General features: G+C 61.2%; 20 protein-coding genes. 9 read left to right on the forward strand and 11 right to left on the reverse strand.

The window, feature by feature from the left end; translation table 11 throughout:
* Both EJA72_RS27975 and EJA72_RS27980 read left to right on the forward strand, forming a co-directional pair.
* On the forward strand, positions 1-986 hold a 986-nt coding region (locus EJA72_RS27975), incomplete at its 5' end, for a helix-turn-helix domain-containing protein (protein WP_157715104.1).
* A 36-nt stretch (positions 987-1022) separates the two neighbouring features.
* On the forward strand, positions 1023-1655 hold the full coding sequence (locus EJA72_RS27980; RefSeq protein WP_157715105.1) for a PQQ-binding-like beta-propeller repeat protein: 633 nt from the start codon (positions 1023-1025) through the stop codon (positions 1653-1655).
* A 180-nt stretch (positions 1656-1835) separates the two neighbouring features.
* Here the strand turns inward: EJA72_RS27980 and EJA72_RS27985 are convergent, their stop codons facing one another.
* The 3 genes from EJA72_RS27985 to EJA72_RS27995 form a co-directional block, all read right to left on the reverse strand.
* Complete coding sequence (locus EJA72_RS27985) at positions 1836-2474, reverse strand: metalloregulator ArsR/SmtB family transcription factor (protein WP_157715106.1); 639 nt, start codon at positions 2472-2474, stop codon at positions 1836-1838.
* 19 nt (positions 2475-2493) lie between these two features.
* Positions 2494-3123: a hypothetical protein gene (locus tag EJA72_RS27990; protein WP_157715107.1), complete on the reverse strand. Its 630-nt coding sequence runs from the start codon at positions 3121-3123 to the stop codon at positions 2494-2496.
* A gap of 107 nt (positions 3124-3230) precedes the next feature.
* Positions 3231-3842 carry a TetR/AcrR family transcriptional regulator gene (locus EJA72_RS27995; protein WP_157715108.1) on the reverse strand — a complete coding sequence of 204 codons (612 nt, stop codon included), beginning with the start codon at positions 3840-3842 and terminating at the stop codon, positions 3231-3233.
* 148 nt (positions 3843-3990) lie between these two features.
* Here EJA72_RS27995 and EJA72_RS28000 point away from each other — a divergent pair, with 148 nt between their 5' ends.
* The 5 genes from EJA72_RS28000 (at position 3991) to EJA72_RS28020 (ending at position 12440) form a co-directional block, all read left to right on the forward strand.
* Positions 3991-4269, forward strand: a complete 279-nt coding sequence (locus EJA72_RS28000; RefSeq protein WP_157715109.1) for a LysR family transcriptional regulator — start codon at positions 3991-3993, stop codon at positions 4267-4269.
* A 140-nt stretch (positions 4270-4409) separates the two neighbouring features.
* Positions 4410-5651 (forward strand): multidrug efflux RND transporter periplasmic adaptor subunit MexE, encoded by a 1242-nt coding sequence (mexE, locus tag EJA72_RS28005; RefSeq protein WP_157715110.1) that lies wholly within the window; start codon positions 4410-4412, stop codon positions 5649-5651.
* Positions 5652-5663: 12 nt separating this feature from the next.
* Positions 5664-8858, forward strand: coding sequence for an efflux RND transporter permease subunit (locus EJA72_RS28010; protein WP_157715111.1), 3195 nt, complete (start codon positions 5664-5666; stop codon positions 8856-8858).
* Positions 8855-10273, forward strand: coding sequence for an efflux transporter outer membrane subunit (locus EJA72_RS28015; RefSeq protein ID WP_157715112.1), 1419 nt, complete (start codon positions 8855-8857; stop codon positions 10271-10273). Before EJA72_RS28010 ends, EJA72_RS28015 begins: the two co-directional genes overlap by 4 nt.
* Before the next feature lie 256 nt (positions 10274-10529).
* On the forward strand, positions 10530-12440 hold the full coding sequence (locus EJA72_RS28020) for a tyrosine-protein phosphatase (RefSeq protein ID WP_178129617.1): 1911 nt from the start codon (positions 10530-10532) through the stop codon (positions 12438-12440).
* A gap of 206 nt (positions 12441-12646) precedes the next feature.
* Here EJA72_RS28020 and EJA72_RS28025 read toward each other — a convergent pair whose 3' ends face one another.
* Together EJA72_RS28025 and EJA72_RS28030 are read right to left on the reverse strand one after the other, a co-directional pair.
* Positions 12647-13597: an AraC family transcriptional regulator gene (locus EJA72_RS28025; protein WP_157715113.1), complete on the reverse strand. Its 951-nt coding sequence runs from the start codon at positions 13595-13597 to the stop codon at positions 12647-12649.
* A 126-nt stretch (positions 13598-13723) separates the two neighbouring features.
* Positions 13724-14512, reverse strand: coding sequence for an alpha/beta hydrolase (locus EJA72_RS28030; RefSeq protein WP_157715114.1), 789 nt, complete (start codon positions 14510-14512; stop codon positions 13724-13726).
* 100 nt (positions 14513-14612) lie between these two features.
* On the opposite strand from EJA72_RS28030, the gene EJA72_RS28035 reads away from it, so the two are divergent.
* Entirely contained in the window at positions 14613-15431 is an 819-nt protein-coding gene (locus tag EJA72_RS28035) for an aldo/keto reductase (protein WP_157715115.1), read from the forward strand.
* Between the two features lie 168 nt (positions 15432-15599).
* On the opposite strand, the gene EJA72_RS28040 is transcribed toward EJA72_RS28035, so the two are convergent.
* Positions 15600-16661, reverse strand: a complete 1062-nt coding sequence (locus EJA72_RS28040) for an alpha/beta fold hydrolase (RefSeq protein WP_157715116.1) — start codon at positions 16659-16661, stop codon at positions 15600-15602.
* A gap of 312 nt (positions 16662-16973) precedes the next feature.
* Between EJA72_RS28040 and EJA72_RS28045 the strand changes: the two genes are divergently transcribed.
* On the forward strand, positions 16974-17246 hold the full coding sequence (locus EJA72_RS28045) for a DUF2790 domain-containing protein (RefSeq protein ID WP_157715117.1): 273 nt from the start codon (positions 16974-16976) through the stop codon (positions 17244-17246).
* 58 nt (positions 17247-17304) lie between these two features.
* Here the strand turns inward: EJA72_RS28045 and EJA72_RS28050 are convergent, their stop codons facing one another.
* The 5 genes from EJA72_RS28050 to EJA72_RS28070 all read right to left on the reverse strand — a co-directional run bounded on the left by EJA72_RS28050 (position 17305) and on the right by EJA72_RS28070 (position 23366).
* Positions 17305-18231: a LysR family transcriptional regulator gene (locus EJA72_RS28050; protein WP_157715118.1), complete on the reverse strand. Its 927-nt coding sequence runs from the start codon at positions 18229-18231 to the stop codon at positions 17305-17307.
* 63 nt (positions 18232-18294) lie between these two features.
* Positions 18295-19245, reverse strand: coding sequence for an aldo/keto reductase (locus EJA72_RS28055; RefSeq protein ID WP_157715119.1), 951 nt, complete (start codon positions 19243-19245; stop codon positions 18295-18297).
* A gap of 23 nt (positions 19246-19268) precedes the next feature.
* Positions 19269-20759, reverse strand: coding sequence for an efflux transporter outer membrane subunit (locus EJA72_RS28060; protein WP_157715120.1), 1491 nt, complete (start codon positions 20757-20759; stop codon positions 19269-19271).
* A gap of 19 nt (positions 20760-20778) precedes the next feature.
* Positions 20779-22248: a DHA2 family efflux MFS transporter permease subunit gene (locus tag EJA72_RS28065; RefSeq protein ID WP_157715121.1), complete on the reverse strand. Its 1470-nt coding sequence runs from the start codon at positions 22246-22248 to the stop codon at positions 20779-20781.
* A complete protein-coding gene (locus EJA72_RS28070; protein WP_157715122.1) occupies positions 22245-23366 on the reverse strand; it encodes an HlyD family secretion protein in 1122 nt (373 codons plus the stop codon). Before EJA72_RS28070 ends, EJA72_RS28065 begins: the two co-directional genes overlap by 4 nt.
* Positions 23367-23393 lie beyond the last annotated feature (27 nt).

The following is a 23393-nucleotide window of genomic DNA, read 5'->3' on the forward strand; positions in this document are numbered from 1 at the left end:
CGCTGGCGGCGCGGGAGCTTGGCTGGCCGGTGAAGGCGCTCGAGGCGGCGCGCAAAACGCTTGAGGCCCATGGGGATCGGGCCAACGCGGCGCATGCACGGTATCTGGAATTGCGCCGACTGCTGTTGATCGGGCGTCTCGATGAGGCCGAGGGGCTGCTCGCCGAACTGGACCCTGAGCCGCTGCCACCGGCCTTGCGCGCGGCTCACGAGCTGCTCGTCGCGGGGATCGCCATGCGCCGGCTGGAGACGCAAAGGGCGCGGTCGGCAATCACCCGGGCCGAGGCCGCCGCCCGCGTTGCCGGCATTCCTGCGCTGACCGCTGAAATACAAAGTGCAGCGCTGATTCTTGAAACACCTGCTGCTCGCCTGATTGCTCAGGGTCAAGCGCGACCGCTGTTGCTGGAGGAAGTGGAGGCCTTGCTCGGGTCTGCTTCGCTGGTGGTGGACGCCTGCCGATACGTCGTGCGGGGTGTCGGCATGTCGATCTCCCTCGCCACGCGCCCGGTGTTGTTCACCCTTGCACGGGCGCTGGCCGAGGCCTGGCCGGCAGATGTGCCGAGGGGAGCGCTGATCGCCCAGGCCTTTCGCTTGAAGCTCACCGACGAATCCCACCGCGCGCGGTTGCGCGTTGAAATCGGACGGTTGCGTTTGGCGCTCAAACCCTTGGCCACGGTAACGGCCACTGCGCGCGGGTTTGCGCTGGTCTCGCTGGTGGCGCCCGACGTCGTGGTGCTGGCGCGTCCCGTGGAGGAAAAACACGCAGCGGTGTTTGCGTTTCTCGCCGACGGGGAATCGTGGTCGAGCTCAGCCCTGGCGCTGGCCCTCGGCACCAGTCAGCGCACGGTGCAACGGGTGCTCGAAGAACTGGGTGCCAGCGGCAAGGTGCAGGCGTTCGGTCGCGGGCGGGCGCGTCGCTGGATGACCCCGCCGGTGCCGGGTTTCGCGACGACCTTGTTACTCCCGGTTCCCTTCGCCGGTGACTAGGATAAACCTCACACACCCCGTGACGAGGACACCCACATGAAACATTCAACCGCCAACATCCTGCGTGAATACGGCCCGTTTGAAGGCGTCGACGCCGTGCATGGCGTCACCTGGGACGGCGAGCGTGTCTGGTTCGCCAGCGGCGAAAAACTCAACGCCCTGGACCCCGACAGCGGCAAGACCCTGCGCTCGATCGATGTCGCTGCCCATGCCGGCACCGCCTTCGACGGCGAGCATTTGTTTCAGATCGCCGAGGATCGCATCCACAAGATCGACCCGCAAACCGGCCGCGTACTTCACACCATCCCGGCCCCCGGTGGCGGCAACGATTCAGGGCTGACCTGGGCCGAAGGCACCTTATGGGTCGGCGAGTACCGCGACCGGAAGATCCATCAGATCGATCCCGAGACCGGGGCCATCCTTCGGACCCTTGAATCGAACCGCTTTGTCACCGGCGTGACCTGGGTCGAAGGCGCGCTGTGGCATGGTACGTGGGAGGGGGATGAAAGCGAGTTGCGGCGGATCGACTCGAACACCGGCGAGGTGCTGGAGAGTGTGAAATTGCCGGCGGGTGTCGGGGTGTCTGGACTTGAATTTGATGGTGAGGATCGGTTTTTCTGTGGTGGAGGCGGGAGTGGGAAGGTGAGGGCGGTTCGGCGGCCTTTATGAGTGGGCAGAAACAAAATGAAATTCCCCTGGCCCACTGTAGGAGCGAGCTTGCTCGCGATGGTCGTAAACGATGCCGCGTGATTACTGACTAAACGCATCGCGAGCAAGCTCGCTCCTACAGAATCCTTAACTGAACAGCATTGCGCAGATGAAGCAGGAATTTTTACCCTGACGCGTACATCAATCATCCTTTGCGGTTTGCTCATTCGCATTCGGCCGAATTTTGAACCGACACACATCCCCACCCCGAACCATGCATTCGTTGTGCTCGACCTCACCACCGCCCAACGTACCGATCAGCGCCAGGTCGAGTTCGCAGACCACCGGATGCGCCGCAGCCAGGCGGTGAAAGACACAGTTGTGCGCGACGATTTCCTTGTCGTCGGACGCACGAAAGAAGACTTCTGCTTCGTAGCCCGCCTGGTTCATGTGCTGCACGATCCTGGCTTCGTCCACGACCTGATGCTCACGGTCCAGGGCCAGTTTGCGGCCCATGCTGCGCATCAACGAGGCCAGGGCTTCGGGGCCGATGATGTCGGCCACTTCTTCGATCAACACACTGGCGAGCATTTGATACTGGCGCGGGAACTGCTCCTTGGCGTGATCGGTGAGCTGGTACAACTGCTCCGGGCGTCGGCCTGTCGGGCGGGTTTCGCCACGCAGCACCAGACCGTCACGCTCCAGGGACGCCAGGTGTTGGCGAACCGCCGTGCGTGTCACCGACAAATGCTCAGCCAACTCGTCAATGCTCATGCCACTCGCGTGGTACAGCAGCGCATTGAGCAAGTCCTGCTGTGTCCGGCCCAGTCCTTCCAGCATGGTGTGCCCTCGCGCGGTATCAGAATTTATCCGGGAACTGCTTGACCAGTGCGGCCGTCAGCGCGTCGGCCAGGGACAAAATGTGTGTGCGCATCATGTGCCAGGTGCCGGCCTCGCCTGCATAGTCGTGTGCGGCCAGTTGATCGACCTGGGCAATGTGATGGCCGCCGTGGGCTGCGAGCATCGTCACCAACGTAGCCTCAGGCAGATTGGGGTTGGCTTTGGCCAGGAAGGCGGCAATCGCCTTGGCATTGCTGGTCAAGTCGGTGACGGCGGCCTGCTTGCCTTTCGCGTCCTTGGCGACCGTGGCGTCGCTGTAGTGTTTCACCGCGCCCCAATGACCGGCAAGCAGCTTGAGCAGTTGATCGGCAGCGGGTTGGCCATAGAGCGGGGCGATGCTGTTGGCGATTTTGGTGGCGTTGTCGACTACCTGGTCAGCGGCGACCTTGGCTTGCGGTTTGTCGCCGGCCTGGTTGGCGATGGCGTAATTCCTGATCCAGAAAATGTGCTCGACCCACAGGTCACGCAACGCCAGGCGCGTGGTCAGCGCAGCGCTTTCGGCGGCCGGTGGCGAGGCGGGGGGAGTTTGGCTCCAGGCGGGTTGGGCGCAGAAGGCCAGCAGTGTTAAAGCCAATACTTTGATATTCATGACGGCACCCTCTTGTGGTGGGATTGTTCGACAATATCAATTTAAGCATATAAATATGTTTTTAATGGGCGATAGACGAAGTCGCGGACTAACGGTCGTGAATGGCTTTAGCGGGGCTCGGTTTCATCCTCTGATTGATGCTGCACACCCGGCTCTTCTTCTGCAGGGGCGCTAGACCAGGCGTTGATCACCGATTGCAGGAATTGCTTCGACAATTCTGGGTTATCCATGGCCCTGGCAATCAGCATCGCGCCGGCAATCGACGAGAGGATTCTCAACGATTCCTGGTATTTCTCTTCATGCGTCGGCGCCTCCACCAGCGCCATCAGCGTATCGATCAAGCGCTCCACACCTTTGGTGAACGCGCTGCTGACAGTCCCGCCTGTGCGAGCAACATCAGCACCGAGTGCCGGAATCGGACAGCCTTCGGTCCAGTTGTCGATGTGCGCCTGGGTCAGGTAGCCCTCGACCAGTTCGGGGATGGATTTGGCCGAACTCCAATCAAGGAGGTTGGACTCGAAGGTCCTGCTGACGGCTTCCGACGCCAGCTGTTCCTTGCCACCGGGGAACTGCCCGTAAAAGCCGCCATGGGTCAGGCCGACCGAACGTGACAGCTCGCCGATGCCGATGCCATCGATGCCTTTTTCCCGATACAGCCGGGACGCGGCGGTGAGGATTGCCTCTTTGTTCGCCGCGGCTTGGTCCTTCGTGACTTTCATGAACGGCTCCTGAGTCGAGATTGTCCGCGCATCGCAAGATTTGAGCGGAGACTAGTATTGATGATATGTGTCATATAAAGTTGTCGCAATCGAATTTTCGCTGGCGAGCCTGTGGCTCAAGTCAACAACATCCTGGTGGACCTGACTGATGAAACGCAATGATCTGCGCAGTATCGACTTGAATCTGCTGGTCGTGTTCGAAGCCCTCATCCAGGAGCGCAACGTCACCCGGGCCGCCGAAAAACTGTGCCTGGGCCAACCCGCTGTCAGCGCGGCACTGGTTCGTTTGCGCGCCCTGTTCAACGACCCTCTGTTTGAGCGCATCGGCCGGAAAATGCAGCCGACAGCCCGTGCCTTGCGTGCAGCACAGACGCTTGGGCCGGCGCTGGATTCTGTCTGTACCGCGATTACGAATACAAAGGCTTGAGCAGGGCAATTCCCTTTTTTTGGCCTTAAACATGATGGCTATCATTATTGATGATAGCCAAGTTCACTCCGTTCGATTCGTCGCTGCCTCGCGCGACGTCGAGAATCCTCCAATCCCTAACCGTCTGGCGGACACCCCCCATGGAACAGTCACTCAAACCTTTGCGTTATCCACTCGCCGCATTGGCGCTTGCAGTCCTCACGGCGTGTGATCGTGCGCCGGATGCCGCCCAGGCGCCGGGCGCGCCACACGTCACCGTGGCGAAGGTCCTCGAGCAGCCCATCACTGAATGGGATCAGGTCACCGCCCGGCTTGAAGCGCCAGAGACCGTAGAGGTTCGCCCCCGTGTGTCGGGGCAGATTGATCGGGTGGTGTTTACCGATGGTGCGTTGGTGAAGAAAGGCGATCTGCTGTTCCAGATTGACCCGCGTCCGTTCGAACACGAAGTGCATCGCATCGAAGCGCAGCTGCAACAAGCACGCGCCACGCTGAACCGCACCGGTAACGAAGCGCAGCGCGGTCAGCGATTGCTGAGCAGCAACGCGATCTCCGCCGAACTGGCGGACACCCGAACCACCACCGCCCAGGAAGCCCGGGCCGGTGTCGATGCCATTCAGGCGCAGCTGGACCTGGCGCGCTTGAACCTCAGCTTCACCCGCGTCACGGCGCCCATCAGCGGCCGTGTCAGCCGTGCGGAAATTACCGCCGGCAATATCGTCACCGCCGACACCACGCCGCTGACCAGCGTGGTGTCCACCGACAAGGTGTACGCCTATTTTGATGCCGACGAACGCATGTTCCTCAAGTACGGCCAACTGTCCCGGCAAGGGCAGCGCAGTCAATCCACCCCGGTGTACATGGGCCTGTCGAACGAGGAGGACAACAGCCACCTGGGGCAGATGGACTTCGTCGACAACCAGGTCAACCCGAAAACCGGCACCATCCGTGGCCGTGCAGTCTTCGACAACGCAGACGGTCAATACACGCCCGGCCTGTATGCCCGGTTGAAGCTGGTGGGCAGTGCAGCTTACCCGGGGCTGCTGATCAAGGATGAGGCGGTGGGAACCGACCTCGGCAAGAAATTCGTGCTCGTGGTCGACCAGGACAACAAAGCCGTTTATCGCAGCGTGGAGTTGGGGCCGAAACTCGAAGGCCTGCGCATCGTGCGCAGTGGTTTGCAGAAAGAAGACCGCATCGTCATCAACGGTCTGCAGCGTGTACGCCCCGGCGCGGTGATCAGTCCTGAAGACGCGCCGATGGCCAGTCCGGAAGTGGTCTCCACGTTGGCTCAACAGCGTCAGGCCATCGAAGCCAGCAACCCACCCGTCGTCCCGTCGCCAGCCCTGGTGAAAGCGGGTTCGACCATTGCGCCGCGCGGATAAAGGAGCCTTGACATGAAGTTCTCCCAGTTCTTTATCACCCGGCCGATCTTCGCCGCGGTGCTGTCGCTGCTGATTCTGATCGCCGGCGCCATCTCGCTGTTCCAGTTGCCGATCAGCGAATACCCCGAAGTGGTTCCGCCGACCGTCGTCGTCCACGCCAACTACCCGGGCGCCAACCCGAAAGTCATCGGCGAAACCGTGGCGGCCCCTTTGGAGCAGGCCATCACCGGCGTCGAGAACATGCTGTACATGTCCTCGCAATCCACGGCCGACGGCCGACTCACCCTCACGGTGACGTTCGCGTTGGGCACCGACCTGGACAACGCCCAGGTCCAGGTCCAGAACCGCGTGACCCGCACCGAACCGAAGCTGCCCGAGGAAGTGACGCGCATCGGCATCACCGTCGACAAGGCATCGCCCGAGCTGACGTTGCTGGTGCATTTGGTCTCTCCCGACAAACGCTACGACATGCTCTACCTGTCCAACTACGCGATCCTCAACGTCAAGGATGAACTGGCGCGCCTGGACGGCATCGGCGATGTGAAGATGTTTGGTATCGGTGATTACTCGCTGCGCATCTGGCTCGATCCGGACAAAACCGCCTCGCGCAATCTCACCGCAACGGACGTGGTCACCGCGGTGCGCGAACAGAACCGTCAAGTCGCTGCTGGGCAACTGGGTTCGCCCCCGGCGCCGAATGCCACGAGCTTTCAGATGTCGATCAACTCCCAAGGGCGTCTGGTCAGCGAAGAAGAGTTTGAAAACGTGATCGTGCGCAGTGGCCCGAACGGCGAAATCACGCGTTTGAAGGACATTGCCCGCATCGAACTGGGCTCGAATCAATACGCCTTGCGCGCCTTGCTCAATAACCAGGAAGCGGTGGCGATGCCGATCTTCCAGCGCCCCGGTTCCAATGCCATCGACATCTCCAACCAGGTTCGGGCGAAGATGGCCGAGCTGAAGAAGAGTTTCCCGGAAGGCATGGACTACGAGATCGTCTACGACCCGACGATTTTCGTGCGCAGCTCGATTGAAGCGGTGGTGCACACGCTGTTTGAAGCACTGATCCTGGTGGTGCTGGTGGTGATTCTGTTCCTGCAAACCTGGCGCGCCTCGATCATTCCGCTGGTGGCCGTGCCGGTGTCGCTGATCGGTACGTTTGCCGTGATGCACCTGCTCGGTTTCTCGCTCAACGCGCTGTCGCTGTTCGGTCTGGTGCTGGCCATCGGGATCGTGGTCGACGATGCGATCGTGGTGGTCGAGAACGTCGAGCGAAACATCGAATCCGGACTGGAACCGGTCGAAGCGACCAAGAAAGCCATGGGCGAAGTGACCGGACCGATCATCGCCACGGCGCTGGTGCTGTGCGCGGTGTTCGTGCCGGCCGCATTCATCTCGGGCCTGACGGGTCAGTTCTATAAACAGTTCGCCTTGACCATTGCCATCTCCACGGTGATCTCGGCGTTTAACTCCCTGACCTTGTCGCCGGCGTTGGCGGCGGTGTTGCTCAAGGCCCACGGCGCACCGAAAGACCGATTCTCCAAAGTGCTGGACCGCCTGCTGGGCGGTTGGCTGTTCAAACCCTTCAACCGAGTCTTCGAAAAGGCCAGCCACGGCTATGTGGTGGCCGTGGCCAAAGTCATTCGTGGCAGCAGCGTGGCGTTGCTGGTGTACGCCGGTCTGATCGCCATGACCTACATGGGTTTCAGCACCACGCCGACCGGCTTCGTGCCGACCCAGGACAAAAAGTACCTGGTGACCTTCGCGCAACTGCCGGATGCCGCGAGCCTTGATCGCACGGAATCGGTGATTCGGCGCATGAGCACCATCGCCATGAACGAGCCGGGTTTCGACAGCGCGGTCGCGTTCCCCGGCCTGTCGATCAACGGTTTTACCAACAGCCCGAACGCCGGTATTGCGTTCATCGGCTTGAGTTCTTTCGATGAGCGCAAAGACCCAAGTCTTTCCGCCCGTGCCATTTCCGCGTCGCTTAATGCCAAGTTCGGCAGCATTCAGGACGCCTACATCGCCGTGTTCCCGCCACCACCGGTGCAAGGCCTGGGCACCATCGGCGGCTTCCGCCTGCAGATCGAAGACCGCGGCAACCTGGGGTATGACGAGCTGTACAAGGAGACGATGAACGTCATCGCCAAGAGCCGCAGCAATCCGGCGCTGGCCAATCTGTTCACCAGCTACACCGTCAACGTACCGCAGGTCGAAGCCGCCATTGACCGGGAAAAAGCCAAGGTTCACGGGGTGAAGATCAACGACATCTTCGACACCTTGCAGGTCTATCTGGGCTCGCTGTACGCCAACGATTTCAACCGTTTTGGCCGGACCTACCAGGTCAACGTGCAGGCCGAGCAGCAGTTCCGCCAGGAGCCCGAGCAGATCGGCCAGTTGAAGGTGCGCAATGATCGCGGCGAGATGATTCCGCTGGCCACGTTCGTCAAGGTCAGCCCGACGTCAGGCCCAGACCGGGTCTCGCACTACAACGGTTTTCTCACCGCAGAAATCAACGGCAGCGCCGCCCCCGGCTATAGCTCCGGCCAGGCCGAGGCCGCCATTGAACAGCTGCTGAAAGAGGAATTGCCCAACGGCATGACTTACGAATGGACCGACCTGACGTTCCAGCAGATTTTGTCCGGCAATACCGCGCTGTTGGTGTTCCCGCTCTGCGTGCTGTTGGCGTTCCTGGTATTGGCCGCGCTCTATGAGAGCTGGAGCCTGCCGCTGGCGGTGATCCTGATCGTGCCGATGACGCTGCTGTCGGCGATTGCCGGGGTGATCATTTCCAAGGGCGACAACAACATCTTCACCCAGATCGGCTTGATCGTATTGGTCGGGTTGGCGTGCAAAAACGCGATCCTGATTGTCGAGTTCGCCAAGGACAAACAGGACCAGGGCCTGTCCCCGCTGGATGCCGTCCTGGAAGCGTGCCGCATGCGTCTGCGGCCGATCCTGATGACGTCCTTCGCTTTCATCATGGGCGTGATCCCGTTGGTGACGTCCACCGGCGCCGGCTCGGAAATGCGCCGTGCCATGGGTGTTGCGGTGTTCTCCGGAATGCTCGGGGTGACGTTCTTCGGGCTGCTGCTGACCCCCGTGTTCTTCGTTCTCATCCGTCGCTACATCGAACGTAAACAGGCGCGCAAGACCGCCGCGATTCACCCAGCCAATGCACTGACCCCGGAGGCACACTCATGAACGCTTTGAAGCTCTTTTTACCCAGCCTTCTGGTGAGCGCGCTGGCCGCGTGCACGGTCGGGCCGGATTACAAAACCCCAGCCACCGAGCCTGCCCATGTCGTGTCGGCGCAATCGGGCAACTATGATCGTTCGCGTTTTGAAACGGTGTGGTGGCAACAGTTCGATGACCCCACGCTCAATCAGTTGGTCGGTAAGGCGCTGGACGGCAACCGGGATTTGCGTGTCGCGTTTTCCCGTTGGAAAGCGGCCCGGGCGATTCGCGACGATGTCAGCAATGACAACTTGCCGGTGGTCACCAGCCGGGTCAGCAGTCAGCAGGGGCGGTCCCAGGTGCCGGGTCAAACCGAGCACCGGGTGAATACCGAACGCTACGACCTGGGGCTCGACATGGCGTGGGAGGTCGACCTGTTTGGTCGCATCCAGCGTCAACTGGAGTCGAGTGACGCCCAGGAAGACGCCGCTGCGGCGGACCTGTATCAGCTTCGCGTCACCATGATCGCCGAGTTGGTCGATGCCTACGGTCAACTGCGCGGTGCGCAACTGCGGGAGAAAATTGCCCTCGCCAACCTGAAGAATCAAAGCGATTCGCGCAGTGTGACGGTCAGCCTGCGTGATGCCGGCGTGGGCAACGAGCTGGACGTGGTGCGGGCCGATGCGCGGCTGGCTGCGGTCGAGGCGACGGTGCCGCAACTTCAAGCGGAGCAGGTTCGCGAGAAAAACCGGATCGCCACGCTGCTGGGCGAGCGCCCGGATAAGCTGAGCGTGTCATTGGCGCCGGCAGACTTGCCCGCCATCGCCAAGGCGTTGCCGATTGGTGACCCCGGCGAGTTGCTGCACCGCCGTCCGGATGTGCTCGCCGCTGAACGCCGGTTGGCGGCCGCGACGGCGGAAGTGGGCGTGGCCACTGCGGATTTGTTCCCCCGGGTAAGCTTGAGCGGATTCCTTGGGTTTACCGCCGGTCGCGGTTCGCAGATTGGTTCGAGTGCCGCCCGTGCATGGGGGCTGGGTCCGAGCATTACCTGGGCGGCGTTTGACCTGGGCAGTGTGCGGGCGCGAATCCGTGGCGCAAACGCCGGTGCCGAAGGAGCCTTGGCCACCTACGAGCAGCAAGTGTTGTTGGCCCTGGAAGAGTCGGAAAACGCCTTCAGCGACTATGGCAAACGCCAGCAACGCCTGCTGTCGTTGATCAAGCAAAGTGAGTCGAGCCGTGCAGCGGCCGATCTGGCCGCCATCCAGTACAAAGAGGGTACGGTGGACTACCTGGTGCTGCTGGATGCGCAACGTGAGCGACTGAATGCCGAAGATGCCCAGGCGCTGGGTGAGACCGATCAGTACCGCGCCATCGTTGCGATTTACAAGGCGTTGGGTGGCGGTTGGGATACGGGGGGTGGCCAGGTAGCAAACATCAACTGAACCGAATCCCTGTAGGAGCGAGCTTGCTCGCGATGGACGTAAACGTTAACGCGTGTCGCCTGAATAAGCGCGTTGTGCCTAAGTCCATCGCGAGCGAGCTCGCTCCTACAGTGTGCCAGCGTTGCAAAAACGGACCAAAAACGCACCCCACGGACCAATCGCGCACGCATTTCAATGTGGAGACAACTTGTAACATTGCACTCCATTTCCATACCGATAGTAGCCAGCCCAACGCTTTATTTCGTGAGGCTGCATCGTGTTTCAACGTCTTGTGTTTTCGTTCTCCGTTCTGAGCCTGTCCATCGCGGCCGCCCAGGCCGCCGACCTCAATACCCCGCGCCTGTCGAGCATTGACAACTTCCGCGATATTGCCGGCACCACCACGGTCTATTCCACGGCCAACGACGGCACCATGCGAGCCGGCGTGTTTTACCGCTCCAATGCGATCACCCCGTCGGCGGCGGACCTTGCGACCCTGAACAGCCTTGGCATCACGGCCGTCTACGACCTGCGCACGCCCAGCGAGATCGCCGCCACGCCGGACACGCTGCTCAACGGGGCCCTCTACAGCAATATCGACATCATCGGTGCCGGCACTTCCGGTGCGAACATCACCAACATCTCGATCACCAGCGCCGCCAGCGCCATCGCGATGATGCAGGACACCAACCGCGACTTCGTCAGAAATGCCGGCATGCGGAGCCAGTTCAGCCTGCTGTTCAACGAGTTGGCCGGGGCCGACGGTGCCGCGCTGTTCCACTGCACGGCCGGCAAGGACCGCACCGGCTGGACCGCCGCCGTTCTGCTGAGCATCGCCGGGGTCGACAGCGCGACGATCATGAGCAACTACCTGGCAACCAACGACTACACCGCCGCGCGCGTGGCGGCGACCCTGGCAGCGATGCCGCCAAGCATGGCGGCCGTCTACGCGCCGCTGCTCGGCGTCGACGCCAGTTACCTGCAAGCCGGCCTGGACCAGGTGACCGCGCAATACGGCAGCATGGACAACTACCTCAAGCAAGGTTTGGGGCTGTCCCAGGAAACGATCTACGTGCTGCGCGCCAAGATGGTCGATTACAACAGCCTGCCTGGCCAGGCGGGCCTGCTCGGCAACGCCGCCGCCGGCGCGCAACTGTTGCAACAGCTGCAGAACAGCAAACTGTCGGGCACCTACAGCGCCTACAACTACTACCTGCAATCAGCCATCGACGCGGGCAACCTCGGGGGTGTCGAGTCGACGGTCGGCGGGCAGGTGCACGCCGACGCCGCCAGCTACCTGCTGCGCCAGAGTGCGTTGATCGATCAGGCAGCCGCGCCCTATGCCAGCGGCACCGACCTCAAGATCGGTCAGTATCGTTTGTGGACCACCGCATTGGCCGGCTATCTGGGCACCGACGGTTCGTCCCACGCCGCCAGCAGCAACGAGCATAGCCAGGGAACGATGGTCGGCCTGACCCAGCGTTTTTCCGAACAGCTCAGCGCCCATGGCGGCTTTGGCTACAGCCGTGGCACCGTCGGCGGCGCCGGTGGCGAGGCGGATACCGACCTGACGTTCTTCACGGTCGGTGCGCGTTTCGCACCGGACGGCCTGGAGCAGGGCCTGTTTGTCGACGCCGACGCCAGCGCCGGCTGGCTCGACTATGACAGCAAGCGCGAGCTCGGCGGCGGGCTCGGCACGGCCAAGGGCGACAGCCATGGCAACCTTTCAGGGGCAACCCTCGCGCTGGGTTACCGCCTGCCGGTGAGCGGCATGATCCTCGAGCCGAGCCTCGGCGTGCGCGTCAGTCACCTGGACTTGTCGGGCTTCCAGGAGAAAGGCAGCGAACTGGCCCTCGACGTCGACGGTATCCAGGAAACCCGTCGCAGTGCCGTGGCCAACCTCAACGCGTCGTTCGCAGCCATCGGCGTTGGCGCCTGGCAACTGGTCCCGGGTGTACAGGTCGGTTACGAGCATGTGCTGGGCGATCACCAGGTCGACAGCCAGGGGCACCTGCTGGGGCTGGATATTGAACAGCGCGCGGCCTTCGACAACCGGGACCAGTTCACCGGCGGCGTCAATCTCATGGCCAACCTGGGCGCATTGAGCGTCGGCGCGGAAGTGGGCGCCAGTGGTGGAGGCGACAGCCACGGTTTCAGTGGCGGCCTCAAGGCAAGCTATCTGTTCTGATCAAGCGCCATCGGCCTGGGCCGTTCAGGTCAACAATAAAAAAGGCCCGCATTCGCTGCAATGCTGTTCGCTTAAAATCTCTGTGGCGAGGGAGCTTGCTCCCGCTGGGTCGCGAAGCGGCCCCCCTTATCCTTGAAAGGAAGGGGCCTGCTACGCAGTCCAGCGGGAGCAAGCTCCCTCGCCACAATGGGGACGTGCTTTAAGAATCAGCTTGAGCGAACTGCATTACGCATTCGCTGGCCCTTTCTCACGTCTGCGGGACTGACGCCGTAGGCGCTTTGGAAATACTGGCAAAACCGGCCGACGTTGCTGAACCCGAATTGCAACGCCACCTCGGTCACGGAGGACGAAGCGCCTCGGGTCAGCGCGTCGTAGGCGCGTTCCAGGCGAACCTGTCGCTGGTAGGCAATGATCGACAGGCCGACAAAACGCCGAAAACCTTCCTGCAATGCGCGCAGGCTCACATTGGTCAACCGGGCCAGGTCGGTGCCGCTGACCAGATTGTCCGGATGCTCCTGAATGTACTCGACGGCCAGCTTCACATGGCGCGGCGCGATGAGGGGGGCAGGGCGGCGCAGGGCGTCGGTGAAGTTGTGGGGCCACGCTTCAAGCACCGCATCAATCAGCATTTCCTGCAGGCGCCACGGCATCAGCGAGCCCGTGTTGATGAGCAGGTCGAACTCGTTTCCCGTGGCCAGGTCCACCAGCGCCCGGATGCCCTGGAAGGCCGAGACACTCAGGTCCACCGCCGGCTCGAAGTACAGCTTTTCCAGAATCGGCTTGCCCAGCAGCGTCGACAGCCGTTCAGTGAGCAGCGCGCGCCGGATCGAAATTCCGTGTTGGGCATGATTATCGAGGAAGCGCACGGTGCGGATATCGGCCTTGTCGACGGCCAGGCCGACGTTGGCAAAACCGACCGATTCCGTCGCGTGGTTGAAGATGATCGTGCCGGCGGTGGGGATGACGAAGGTGATTTCATCCTGAGGATCGGGAAAGTCGACGGTGAAGTCGCCTCGGTAGTGCATGCGGCGAAAACTGACGCCTTCGTGTCGGCCATAGACGCCGCCGATGATGATGTTGCCGGGGGGCGGCGCAGAATCGGCGTAGCGGTTGCCAAACATAGTCGAGAACAATGCGCCGAAGTCGTCGCAGCGCATGTCGTCGGACCTGAGGATGATTTGCTTGCGCGTCGAGCTTGAGAGCACCTGAAGTGTCGCCTTGGGAAAGGGGAGAGAACGCTATCAGGGGTGAATGACAGGTATGTGACGGCGGGCTGTGGACTTCTACAAACCTGAGCCCAGCAGCTTGAGGTACTCAGGATTCTCGGATATCGAGTTGTGCCCCACGCCGCTGATGACCCGCAGCGATGCCACGCCCTTTGCGAAATGTGTGAACAACCGTTCGGTGCTGGCGCGCGGGATCACTTCGTCGTTCTGCGCCGCGATCAGCAGCGTCGGCACGCTGATATGAGCGGCGTACTTCCAGGATTCGAACCGGTCTTGAAGCAACCATTTCACCGGGAACATGCGGAACTGGCGGGCGGCAAGTTCTTCAAGGCTGTTGTAGGGCGTGATCAGTATCAGCCGCGCCGCGGGGCGTTGGCTGGCGAGACGGACCGCTACGCCCGAGCCGAGGCTGCGGCCAACGACCGCGATGTTGGGGTGTGTGGCGTAGACCTGATCAAACAAGGCCACGGCGTCACGGGCAATCGCCTCTTCGGAGGGCGTGCCCGAACTGCCGCCATAGCCCCGGTAGTGAAGCAAATACAAAGCATGATTTGGAAATGCCTGGGAAAACCCGGGCAGGTTACGAGAGACGTCCTCGGCATTGCCCCCGAAATAGATCAAGGCATCAGGTCCGTCGTGCGGTCGGACCGACACCAGCACCTGTGCGTCGCCGACTGACAGGGTGAGCAACGAGTCGGCAGCCCCGACCGCACGAGGCTGCGGAAAATAGATGAGCGCGCGCTGAAACACGAACAACGCAACGCAGAGCGCCAGGTACACGGCGACAACGATTACGACGATAGACATCAGGGTTCGTGACATTCGACTACGTTTAAGGAGCGACATTGACAGTACTGGACCTGAAGACGGCTATCGCCTGATCGCTTTCAGAGTGTAGTAGATCGATAGCAGGGCCCGCCGCCCTTTGAACTCAGGAGGCAAGAACATGCTGACCCGGGCCATTCCGTCCAGTGCTGAACTGTTGCCTGTCGTCGGGCTGGGCACTTATCGCGGTTTTGATGTCGCGCCTGCCGATCCCACCTACAAGAACCTGCCGGCGGTGCTCAGCGCCCTGTTCGAGAAGGGCGCGACGTTGATCGACAGTTCACCGATGTACGGTCGGGCCGAGCAGACCACCGGCGAGTTGTTGTCGATCCACCAACCGCGCTCGCCGGCCTTTTTGGCGACCAAGGTCTGGACCCGTGGCCGCGAGGAAGGCATCGCGCAGATGGAGCAGTCCTTCAAGCGGCTGCAGACCGACTGTATCGACCTGATGCAGATCCACAACCTGGTGGACTGGAAAACCCATCTACCCACGTTGCGCCAATGGAAGGAAGCAGGGCGCATTCGCTACATCGGCATCAGCCATTACGCCGCGTCGGCGTATGACGAGGTGGAAGCGGTGCTCAAGGCCGAAGCGCTGGATTTCCTGCAGATCAACTATGCGCTGGATGATCGCGCCGCCGAAAAGCGCATTTTGCCGCTGTGTCGCGAGCGAGGTGTGGCGGTGATCTGCAATCGCCCCTTTGGCGGTGGCGGGTTGCTCGAACGCCTGAAAGGCAAACCCTTGCCGGTATGGGCGTCACACGTGGGGGTAAAGAGCTGGCCGCCGCTGGTGCTCAAGTTTTTACTGACCCATTCAGCGGTCACCTGCGTCATCCCCGGCACCGGCAACCCGCGCTACATGGCGGAGAACGCCAGCGCGGGTGTCGGTTTGATGCTGACCGGGGCGCAGCGCGAGCAGTTGATTGATGTGTTGGGATAACGGCCTGAAACCCGCCCCTCCTACTGGAAACTAGCCCCCCTGTGGGAGCGAGCCTGCTCGCGATGGACTCAAGAGCACCGCATTTAGCCAAACATGTACGCGTTATCGTTAACGACCATCGCGAGCAGGCTCGCTCCCACAGGGGGCAAGTTCCCGGTAGGAAGGGCGTTAAAGGTGATCAGCATCAACCACGGCCTTGGCAAAAGCCTGCGGATCTTCCTGCGGCAGGTTATGGCCAATACCTCCACTGATCAGCCGGAACTCATATTTGCCGGTGAACCGCTTCGCATAATCCTCAGGCGCTGGATGCGGTGCGCCGTTGGCATCCCCTTCAAGCGTAATGGTCGGCACGGAAATCGGCGGGGCCTTGGCCAGCTGTTGTTCCAGCGCTTCATATTGCGCTTCGCCCGGGATCAGGTTCAGCCGCCAGCGGTAGTTGAAGACCGTGATCGCAACATGATCGGGGTTGTTCAACGCCGCTGCACTCCGGTCAAACGTGGCATCGTCGAACGCCCATTTCGGCGACGCCAGCTCCCAGATCAACCTGGCGAAGTCGTGCCGGTTCTTTTCATAGCCAGCCTGGCCGCGCTCGGTCGCGAAGTAAAACTGGTACCACCACTGCAACTCGGCCTTGGGTGGTAACGGATTCTTGCCCGCCGCCTGGTTGCCGATCAGGTAACCGCTCACGGACACCAGCGCCTTTACCCGGTCCGGCCAGGTGGCCGCAACAATGTCTGCCGAGCGCGCGCCCCAGTCATACCCGCCGAGCACCGCACGCTTGATCTTGAGGGCGTCCATGAACGCGATAACATCGCTGGCCAGCGCAGCGGGTTGGCCATTACGCAGCGTCTTGTCGGACAGGAAGCGCGTATCGCCGTAACCGCGCGCATACGGGATCAGCACCCGATAACCCTTCGCGGCGAGCAACGGCGCCACCTCGGTGTAGCTGTGAATGTCGTAGGGCCAGCCGTGCAGCAGAATCACCACCGGCCCATCGGCCGGGCCGACTTCGGCGTATGCCACATTCAACAGGCCGGCGTCGACATGCTTCAGGGGCCCGAACGAATGCTGTGCCGTCGTCGAGGTGGCGCTGACGGGCTCCGTGTTCGCGGCGTGAACATTGCCGATGCCCAGAACACTGAACGGCAGCAATGCCAACGCCAGCATCGAGGGCCTCAACAGTGTTCGGCGGCGCGTCTGGTATTTGATGTTCAGCAACGTCGTTTTCATCGTGATCTCCCTCTCAAGAAACGGATCTGGCGTTTTGACAAGCCTCAACGATAGATAACAACACAGGAATACGCTGAAGGAATTTGCACGTTGGTGTCGGTCAGGCACGTTTCGAACCCCGGCATTCATACCCGATCCGGCAACAGTCTTTGTCCTGTCGGTGGCTGTTTGGGCGGAGGGTAACCCCCTAGCATCGTCTCTACCGAATGAGCAAAGAGTCTCAACTCACTCATGAGGTGAACACTCTGAAACTCAATGCGGACTTTACGACCCGAGGTCGCAAGGCACGCCTTAAACGAGACGGTGAACATCATGAAAATCCTGAAAATTGCGCTTGTACTTGCCCTCGGCGGTTTAGGCGGGCAGGCATTTGCCGGCGAGAGCCCTTCGACCCAAGCGACCAGCAAGGCACCGGTCGAGGTCTACAAGTACGGCATGAAACTGGACATCGAAAAAATCATCACGATCACGGACATACCCGGTCAGTGCGGCCCGGTTCCGGCTCAGATGATCTACGAAGACTCCCACGGTCAACGGCATGTCATGCAGTACCAAGTCATGGGCACAGGCTGTTCGGACAGTTGAGCCACGTGAGGATGATGGAGGGTCGACACTCCATACCTGCCAAACCCGCACTTATCGTTTATGAACCTGCTATGCGTTTGTCGGAGTCCAACAGAGCCGGCAGGTAATCCTTGAGAAAGTCCACCCAGGTTTTTATTTTGGCATCGACGAACTTTCGCGACGGGTAAATGGCGAAGACGTTGTACTCCTCGAATTTGTACTCCGGCAGTACACGCACTAACGTGCCGGCCTTCAGGCCGTTGACGGCAGAAGCAATCGGCTGAATGCCAATCCCCATTCCACTTTCTATCGCAACGGTCATCGCGTCGGCGGTGTTGATGTGAAAGGGCGAGACCGGAAGGTTGAACGTCTCCACGCCTTGCGGCCCTTCGAGTGCCCAGCTTTCAGCCGGCATGATGGTATTCACAATCCTCAGGCAATCATGTGAACCCAGAGCACTCGGTGACTCGGGATGCCCGCGTTTTTTCAAATACGCCGGCGAAGCGCAGAGAATGCTGTAAGTGATGCCGAGCCGCTGGGCGACAAATCCTGAATCGGGTAGATCCCGCGCCAACACAATCGACATGTCATAGCCATCCTCCAGCAAATCGGGGAGACGGTTGGCCAGCGTCAAATCGAACATGACCGAGGGGTGGGTCTCTCTGTACCGGGCGATAGCATCGATCACGTAATGGTTGCCGATGGCGGACATGGAGTGAATTTTCAGCCGGCCAGCGGGCAAAATCTGCGCGGTCCCGGCTTCTTCATCGGCTTCACGGACCTCATGCAGAATCTTCTCGCACCGTTGCAAATAGCGCGTACCGGCTTCGGTCAGCGCCAGGCGACGGGTTGTGCGGTTGATCAGGCGAGTTTGCAGGCGGGCCTCCAGGCTGGAGATCGCTTTGGAAATGTTGGTCGTGGTGCTGTCCAACAACTCGGCGGCTGCCGTAAAGCTGCCACTCTGGGCGACAGCCACGAACACGCGCAGGGTTTGGAAAACGTCCATCGTTGTGACCTCAAGGGCAATCGAAAAAAGGGGCGGTCTTGCTGGACCGCCCCTTGTTGCGTGTTACTTCTTGCGCGGAATAAATCCGGGTACACCGGTTTCCACGACCGAATTGAAGCGTATCCGGGTATCGATTTCTTCCTTGATCTCCAGCATGGCCCGGTGCGGCAGGGTCGCAATGTCGAAGTTTTCCCGAATGTGGCTCAGTGTTGCAGAAGTGGTGAGGAAAGCGACGCCCCGTTGCACCGACCAGGCCAATGCCACTTGCGCCGGGGTCTTCTGTAGGCGCTGCGCGATTTGGGTGATTACTGGATCTTCCAGCACATTCGGCTCCATGCCGTGGCCCAGCGGGGCAAACGCCAGCACGACAATGCCCTGTTCCTTGCAAAATTCAACCAGCTCCCACTCCGGCAGGAAAGGGTGTGACTCGACTTGCACGACAGCGGGTTTGATCCGCGCCACCGCGACAATTTCTTTCAGACGCTCCAGCGTGATATCCGACAAGCCGATGGACTTGCAGCGGCCTTCGTCCACGAGTCGCTCCATCGCCCGCCAGGTGTCGACCAACGTCACGCCGGCATCGTAGATGACGTGACCCTGTTCGTCTCGCGGGTCCTGGTTGTCGCCCGGTTGAAAGGCAAAGGGCGTGTGGATCAGGTAGCAGTCGATGTAGTCGACCTGAAGCCGCCGGCAACTGGCCTCGAACGCAGGCTGGACACGCTCGGGGCGATGGTTGGTGTTCCACAGCTTGGTGGTGATGAACACGTCTTCCCGGCGAACTTTGCCGACCTGCAGCACTGCTTGCAGGGCTTCGCCGACCTTGTCCTCGTTGCGATAGCGCTCGGCACAATCGAAATGGCGGAAGCCGACGTCCAGAGCATCCTTGACCGCTTGTGTTGTCATATTCAGATCGCGAAACAGCGTGCCAAATCCAACAGCGGGTATTTCACCCTTGCCGTGGACAAGGGGGAATCGTGTATCGCGAAGTGCATCGTAAAATGATTCGTAAGTCATCTCATTACTCCAGGCCGCAGCCGTTATTGATACGCAGGATTGTGTTCTTCGCGACTGGCAACCCGTTGCTCGGACGCACCGGTTGAATTGCCGCCGAGCGCCACATACAGGGCCACGGTGTCGAGGTATTGGGCGGTCCTTACCCGAATTTGCCCGAGTAACGCCTGCTCATAGGCACGCTCCGTTTCCAGTACCTGGAGAATGCTGTTCTCGCCTTGCGCATAGGCTTGCTGGTTCAGGCGCAAACTGGTTTCGGCCGCGCGCAACGCGTCTTCCTGCGCCAGGTTTTCCTCGGCGTCATGGTTGATCGCCTGCAACGAGTCGGCGACCTGGCCGAACGACTCAATGACCGTCTGCTGGTAGCCGGCGAGGGTGGCTTTGTAGCCGTCGACGGCTGCCTGACGTTCCGCCTTGAGCGTTCCGCCATCGAAGACCGGTCCCGCAATCCCCGCCGCGAAGCCCCACAGTGCCGCGCCGCCATCGCCGGAAGCGGCTTGAAGCAGTGAAGCGGACAGCGTGATGTGGGGGTAAAGGTTGGCGGTCGCGACGCCAACGGCGGCGCTGGCCATGTGCAGTTCCGCCTCGGCTTGCTGGACGTCGGGCCGGCCGTGGGCCATTTCCGAGGGGAGGCTGACGGTCACGTTGGCCGGCAAGGTGAACTCGGCAAAATCGAAATCCGGTGCCACCCAGTCGCCGGGGCCTTTGCCGGTGAGGATCGACAGCGCGTGGCGTGCCGCGTCACGCTGCTGGGCGAGGGGCGGCAACAGGGTGCGATCCTGAGCAAGCCGGGTTTCGGCCAGCGACACGTCGATCTGCGTGGTGCTGCCATTGGCATGCGCACTGCGCACCAGTTCGAGGTTGCGGGTGTCATTGGCCAGCAGCTTCTCGACTGCGTGTATCTGCGCATTGGCGGAGGCGATCAACAACGCCTGGCTGGCGACATTGCCGGTCAGGGTCAGGTACGCCGCGTCATAACGATGCTTTTGCAGATCGGTAAATGCTTCTTGCTGTTCGACCAGGCGTTTGTTGCCGCCGAACGCATCAAGGTCGAAGCCGACGCGTGGCCCGATGGCATAGAAGTTGGCGATCGCCGGCTCTTTGGCATTGTGTAGCCGCTGGCGACCCGCCGTCGCGCCGAAGTCGACCTGCGGGTACAGCGCACCTTGCGCGGCGGCGACGGAGGAGGCCGCTTGCCGGATCGTGGCGTCGGCGGCCACCAGTTCAAGGTTGCCCTCGATGGCGCGACGCACCACCGTGTCGAGCTTGTGCGAATGAAAGGCTGTCCACCAGTCGCCGTTGAGCTTTTTGCCCAGGTCGATGCGTTGTTGGCCCGGCGTGTTGCCGTTCTGGCCCAGACGCTGTTCGGCCTGTTGGTCGTAGTGCTGCGACTGGCTGGGCAGGGGCATTTGATAGTCGGGGCCGACGGTGCAAGCCGTCAGGAACACCAGGGCTGCCGCCGCACCGAACGTGGTTTTGAACAGTGGTCTGTTGATGAAGAGCGCATTGGATTTCATTTGGCAAACTCCACGATAACTAGTTGGTCGGAACGGGCTTGCGAAGAAAGACCACCAGTGGGGCTACCACCAGCATCGCGAACATCAAAATCTTGAACTGGTCGATCACCGCGATAAACGCAGCCTGCCCGGTGATCATTTCGTTGAGTCCCGCCAGCGCCTGCAGCGACGTCGGTGCTCCATGCGCCGCAGCGCGGTAGGGCGTCAGGTGACTGGACAGTGCCATGTGCATCGCTTGCGTGTTGTTGAAGAAAAACAGCTGCACAATCGCAACGCCCAGGGTGCTGCCGTAAACGCGAAACAGATTGAACAGACCGGTGCCTTCCGGACGCAGAGTGGGGTCGAGCGTGCTGAACGCGACCTTGGTCAGCGATGGCATCAGGATGCCGATGCCAATGCCCTGGATCGCACCGGCCACGGCCACGGGCCGCCAGTCCATCAACGGCGAATAACCGAGCATCATCCAGTTGGCGTAAATCACCACGGCGACGCCTGCGGCCACGAAGACTCGACGGTCGAAACGCTCAGGAACACGGCCCATCAGCAGGAACGCACCGACCAGCCCGATCCCGCGCGGGATCGTCAGGGAACCGGTGGTATCCGGCGGGTAACCGAGAATCTCGTCCAGCATCGGCGACGTCAGGGCCATGGTCGACAACAGCACAAAACCCACGGCGAAGAAGATGATCGTCGACAGCACAAAGTTGCTGTCGTTGAGCAAGCGCTTGTTGAGGAAATGCACGTTCCTGGTCAACACATGCACCGCGAACAGGTAGACCCCCAGGGCACAGCCCAACGCTTCCAGCCATATCTCGGTCGAGGCAAACCAGTCCAGACGTTCCCCGCGATCAAGCAGCATTTGCAGGCTGATCAACGCCAGCGTGAAGCTGCCGAAACCGAAGAAGTCGAACGAGGGGCGTTTCTCGGCTTTTTTCTCGGCGAGCAACAGCGCCATTACCGCGAAAATGAACGCTGACAACGGCAGGCTGATGTAGAAGATCGGGCGCCAGCCGAAATGCTCGCCGAGCCAGCCACCGATGCTCGGGCCGCTGACGATGCCGAAGAGCACGATGGCGGTCCACGTCGCGCCAAATTTCGCGCGCTTCTCGAGTGGCAAGGTCTCCATGGAAATGGCCATCGATAACGGGGCCAGCACGCCACTCGCCAGGCCTTGAATGATCCGCGCCCCGACGAATTCCAGCGGCGTTGATGCCAGTGTTGCGAGCAGCAAGCCAAGGACGAAGAAGGCCAATGCCGCTTGATAGACGAGCTTCAGGCCAAAACGCCCGGCGAGCCATTGCGCCATCGGCAGGGTGATGGCGCTGGCGGCGAGGTATGAAGTGAAGACCCAGCCCGCCTGATCGTCAGTCATCGACAGACTGCCCTGGATCAACCTGAGTACCGCGTTGGGCAAAGGCAGGTTCGCCGACTGCATATAGGTCGCGAGCAGCGCGGCGAACCTTAATGTTCCTGCACCTTGGGCGTTCATCGGTCGGTACCTGCGGTCAACAGCGACTTGAGCGGATGCCACCACGGCGTGCGATGCCCGGTATCAACCTTCACCGTGGCGCTGGTGCCCGAGAACAGCGGCAGGGCAGGGTCGGCCTCGTCGAGTTCGAGCCGCACCGGTACCCGCTGGACCACTTTGACCCAGTTGCCGGTCGCATTTTCCGGCGGCAGCAGGGCGAAGTCCGCACCGGCGCCCGGGCTCATGCTGGTCACATGGGCCTTGAAGACGTGATCGGGATAGGTGTCGATGCGAACGGTCGCTTCCTGGCCGGGGCGCATATGGGTCACCTCCGTTTCGCGGAAGTTGGCTTCAACCCAGATGTCGCGCCCGGACAGCAACGCGAAGGCAGGCGCGCCGTTGTTGACGTAGTTGCCGACTTGCAAATCATCGACTTTGGCGACGATGCCATCGTCCGGTGCGTAGACCGTCGCGTACGAGAGGTACAGCTGCGCCTCGTCAAGTTGGGCCTTGGCTTCGCGAACGCTCGGGTGGCTGTCGGCTTCGATGTTCGGGTTGCCGTTCAACGCCACGACGGTGCTGGCGATCTGCTGTTCAACCGAGGCGATGCGTTGCCTCGAGACTTTAAGGTCCGTGTCGGCGCGCTCATAAATGGCCCGGGAAACGAACTCGGTGGCGACCAGCGCCTTCTTCCGCGCGAATTCCCGTTGATCGAAATCGGCGGATTCCTTGGCCGATTGCAGTTCCGCCTGCTGCTGCCGGTAGCTGGCCTTGAGCCCGTCGATACGCAATTTCGCGACACTCAATTGTGCTTCGGCGCGATTGACCGCGATTTGCAGCGGCTTCGGGTCGATGCGAAACAGAACCTGGCCCTTGTGGACCTGCTGATTATCCTCAACCGCGATTTCAACGACCTGGCCGGAAATACGCGCGTTGATCGATGCCTTCGCCACTCGGGCGTAGGCGTTGTCGGTGGAAACGAAAGGCTCGCCGGCCACGTAGTGGGCGTAACCCACCGCCGCGAAAAGGAGCGGGCCACCCACGATCAGCCATGGCCGCAGTTTTTCCTTGAGCGGTTTCTTGATTGGGGCCGGATGCTCGTAGGTTTGGGAAGCCGGGATGTCGAACGCTTTAGTCATGATCGAATGCACCTTTAACCGGGAAGT

Origin of the sequence: Pseudomonas sp. PB120, from assembly GCF_009761815.1 — a bacterium.
In the GTDB taxonomy this organism is placed as follows: Bacteria; Pseudomonadota; Gammaproteobacteria; order Pseudomonadales; family Pseudomonadaceae; genus Aquipseudomonas.

Coding starts and splice junctions, on each gene's coding strand:
- EJA72_RS27980 (WP_157715105.1), top strand. CDS start 1,023: ATGAAACATTCAACCGCCAACATCCTGCGTGAATACGGCCCGTTTGAA.
- EJA72_RS27985 (WP_157715106.1), bottom strand. CDS start 2,474: ATGCTGGAAGGACTGGGCCGGACACAGCAGGACTTGCTCAATGCGCTG.
- EJA72_RS27990 (WP_157715107.1), bottom strand. CDS start 3,123: ATGAATATCAAAGTATTGGCTTTAACACTGCTGGCCTTCTGCGCCCAA.
- EJA72_RS27995 (WP_157715108.1), bottom strand. CDS start 3,842: ATGAAAGTCACGAAGGACCAAGCCGCGGCGAACAAAGAGGCAATCCTC.
- EJA72_RS28000 (WP_157715109.1), top strand. CDS start 3,991: ATGAAACGCAATGATCTGCGCAGTATCGACTTGAATCTGCTGGTCGTG.
- mexE (WP_157715110.1), top strand. CDS start 4,410: ATGGAACAGTCACTCAAACCTTTGCGTTATCCACTCGCCGCATTGGCG.
- EJA72_RS28010 (WP_157715111.1), top strand. CDS start 5,664: ATGAAGTTCTCCCAGTTCTTTATCACCCGGCCGATCTTCGCCGCGGTG.
- EJA72_RS28015 (WP_157715112.1), top strand. CDS start 8,855: ATGAACGCTTTGAAGCTCTTTTTACCCAGCCTTCTGGTGAGCGCGCTG.
- EJA72_RS28025 (WP_157715113.1), bottom strand. CDS start 13,597: ATGCGCTGCGACGACTTCGGCGCATTGTTCTCGACTATGTTTGGCAAC.
- EJA72_RS28030 (WP_157715114.1), bottom strand. CDS start 14,512: ATGTCGCTCCTTAAACGTAGTCGAATGTCACGAACCCTGATGTCTATC.
- EJA72_RS28035 (WP_157715115.1), top strand. CDS start 14,613: ATGCTGACCCGGGCCATTCCGTCCAGTGCTGAACTGTTGCCTGTCGTC.
- EJA72_RS28040 (WP_157715116.1), bottom strand. CDS start 16,661: ATGAAAACGACGTTGCTGAACATCAAATACCAGACGCGCCGCCGAACA.
- EJA72_RS28045 (WP_157715117.1), top strand. CDS start 16,974: ATGAAAATCCTGAAAATTGCGCTTGTACTTGCCCTCGGCGGTTTAGGC.
- EJA72_RS28050 (WP_157715118.1), bottom strand. CDS start 18,231: ATGGACGTTTTCCAAACCCTGCGCGTGTTCGTGGCTGTCGCCCAGAGT.
- EJA72_RS28055 (WP_157715119.1), bottom strand. CDS start 19,245: ATGACTTACGAATCATTTTACGATGCACTTCGCGATACACGATTCCCC.
- EJA72_RS28060 (WP_157715120.1), bottom strand. CDS start 20,759: ATGAAATCCAATGCGCTCTTCATCAACAGACCACTGTTCAAAACCACG.
- EJA72_RS28065 (WP_157715121.1), bottom strand. CDS start 22,248: ATGAACGCCCAAGGTGCAGGAACATTAAGGTTCGCCGCGCTGCTCGCG.
- EJA72_RS28070 (WP_157715122.1), bottom strand. CDS start 23,366: ATGACTAAAGCGTTCGACATCCCGGCTTCCCAAACCTACGAGCATCCG.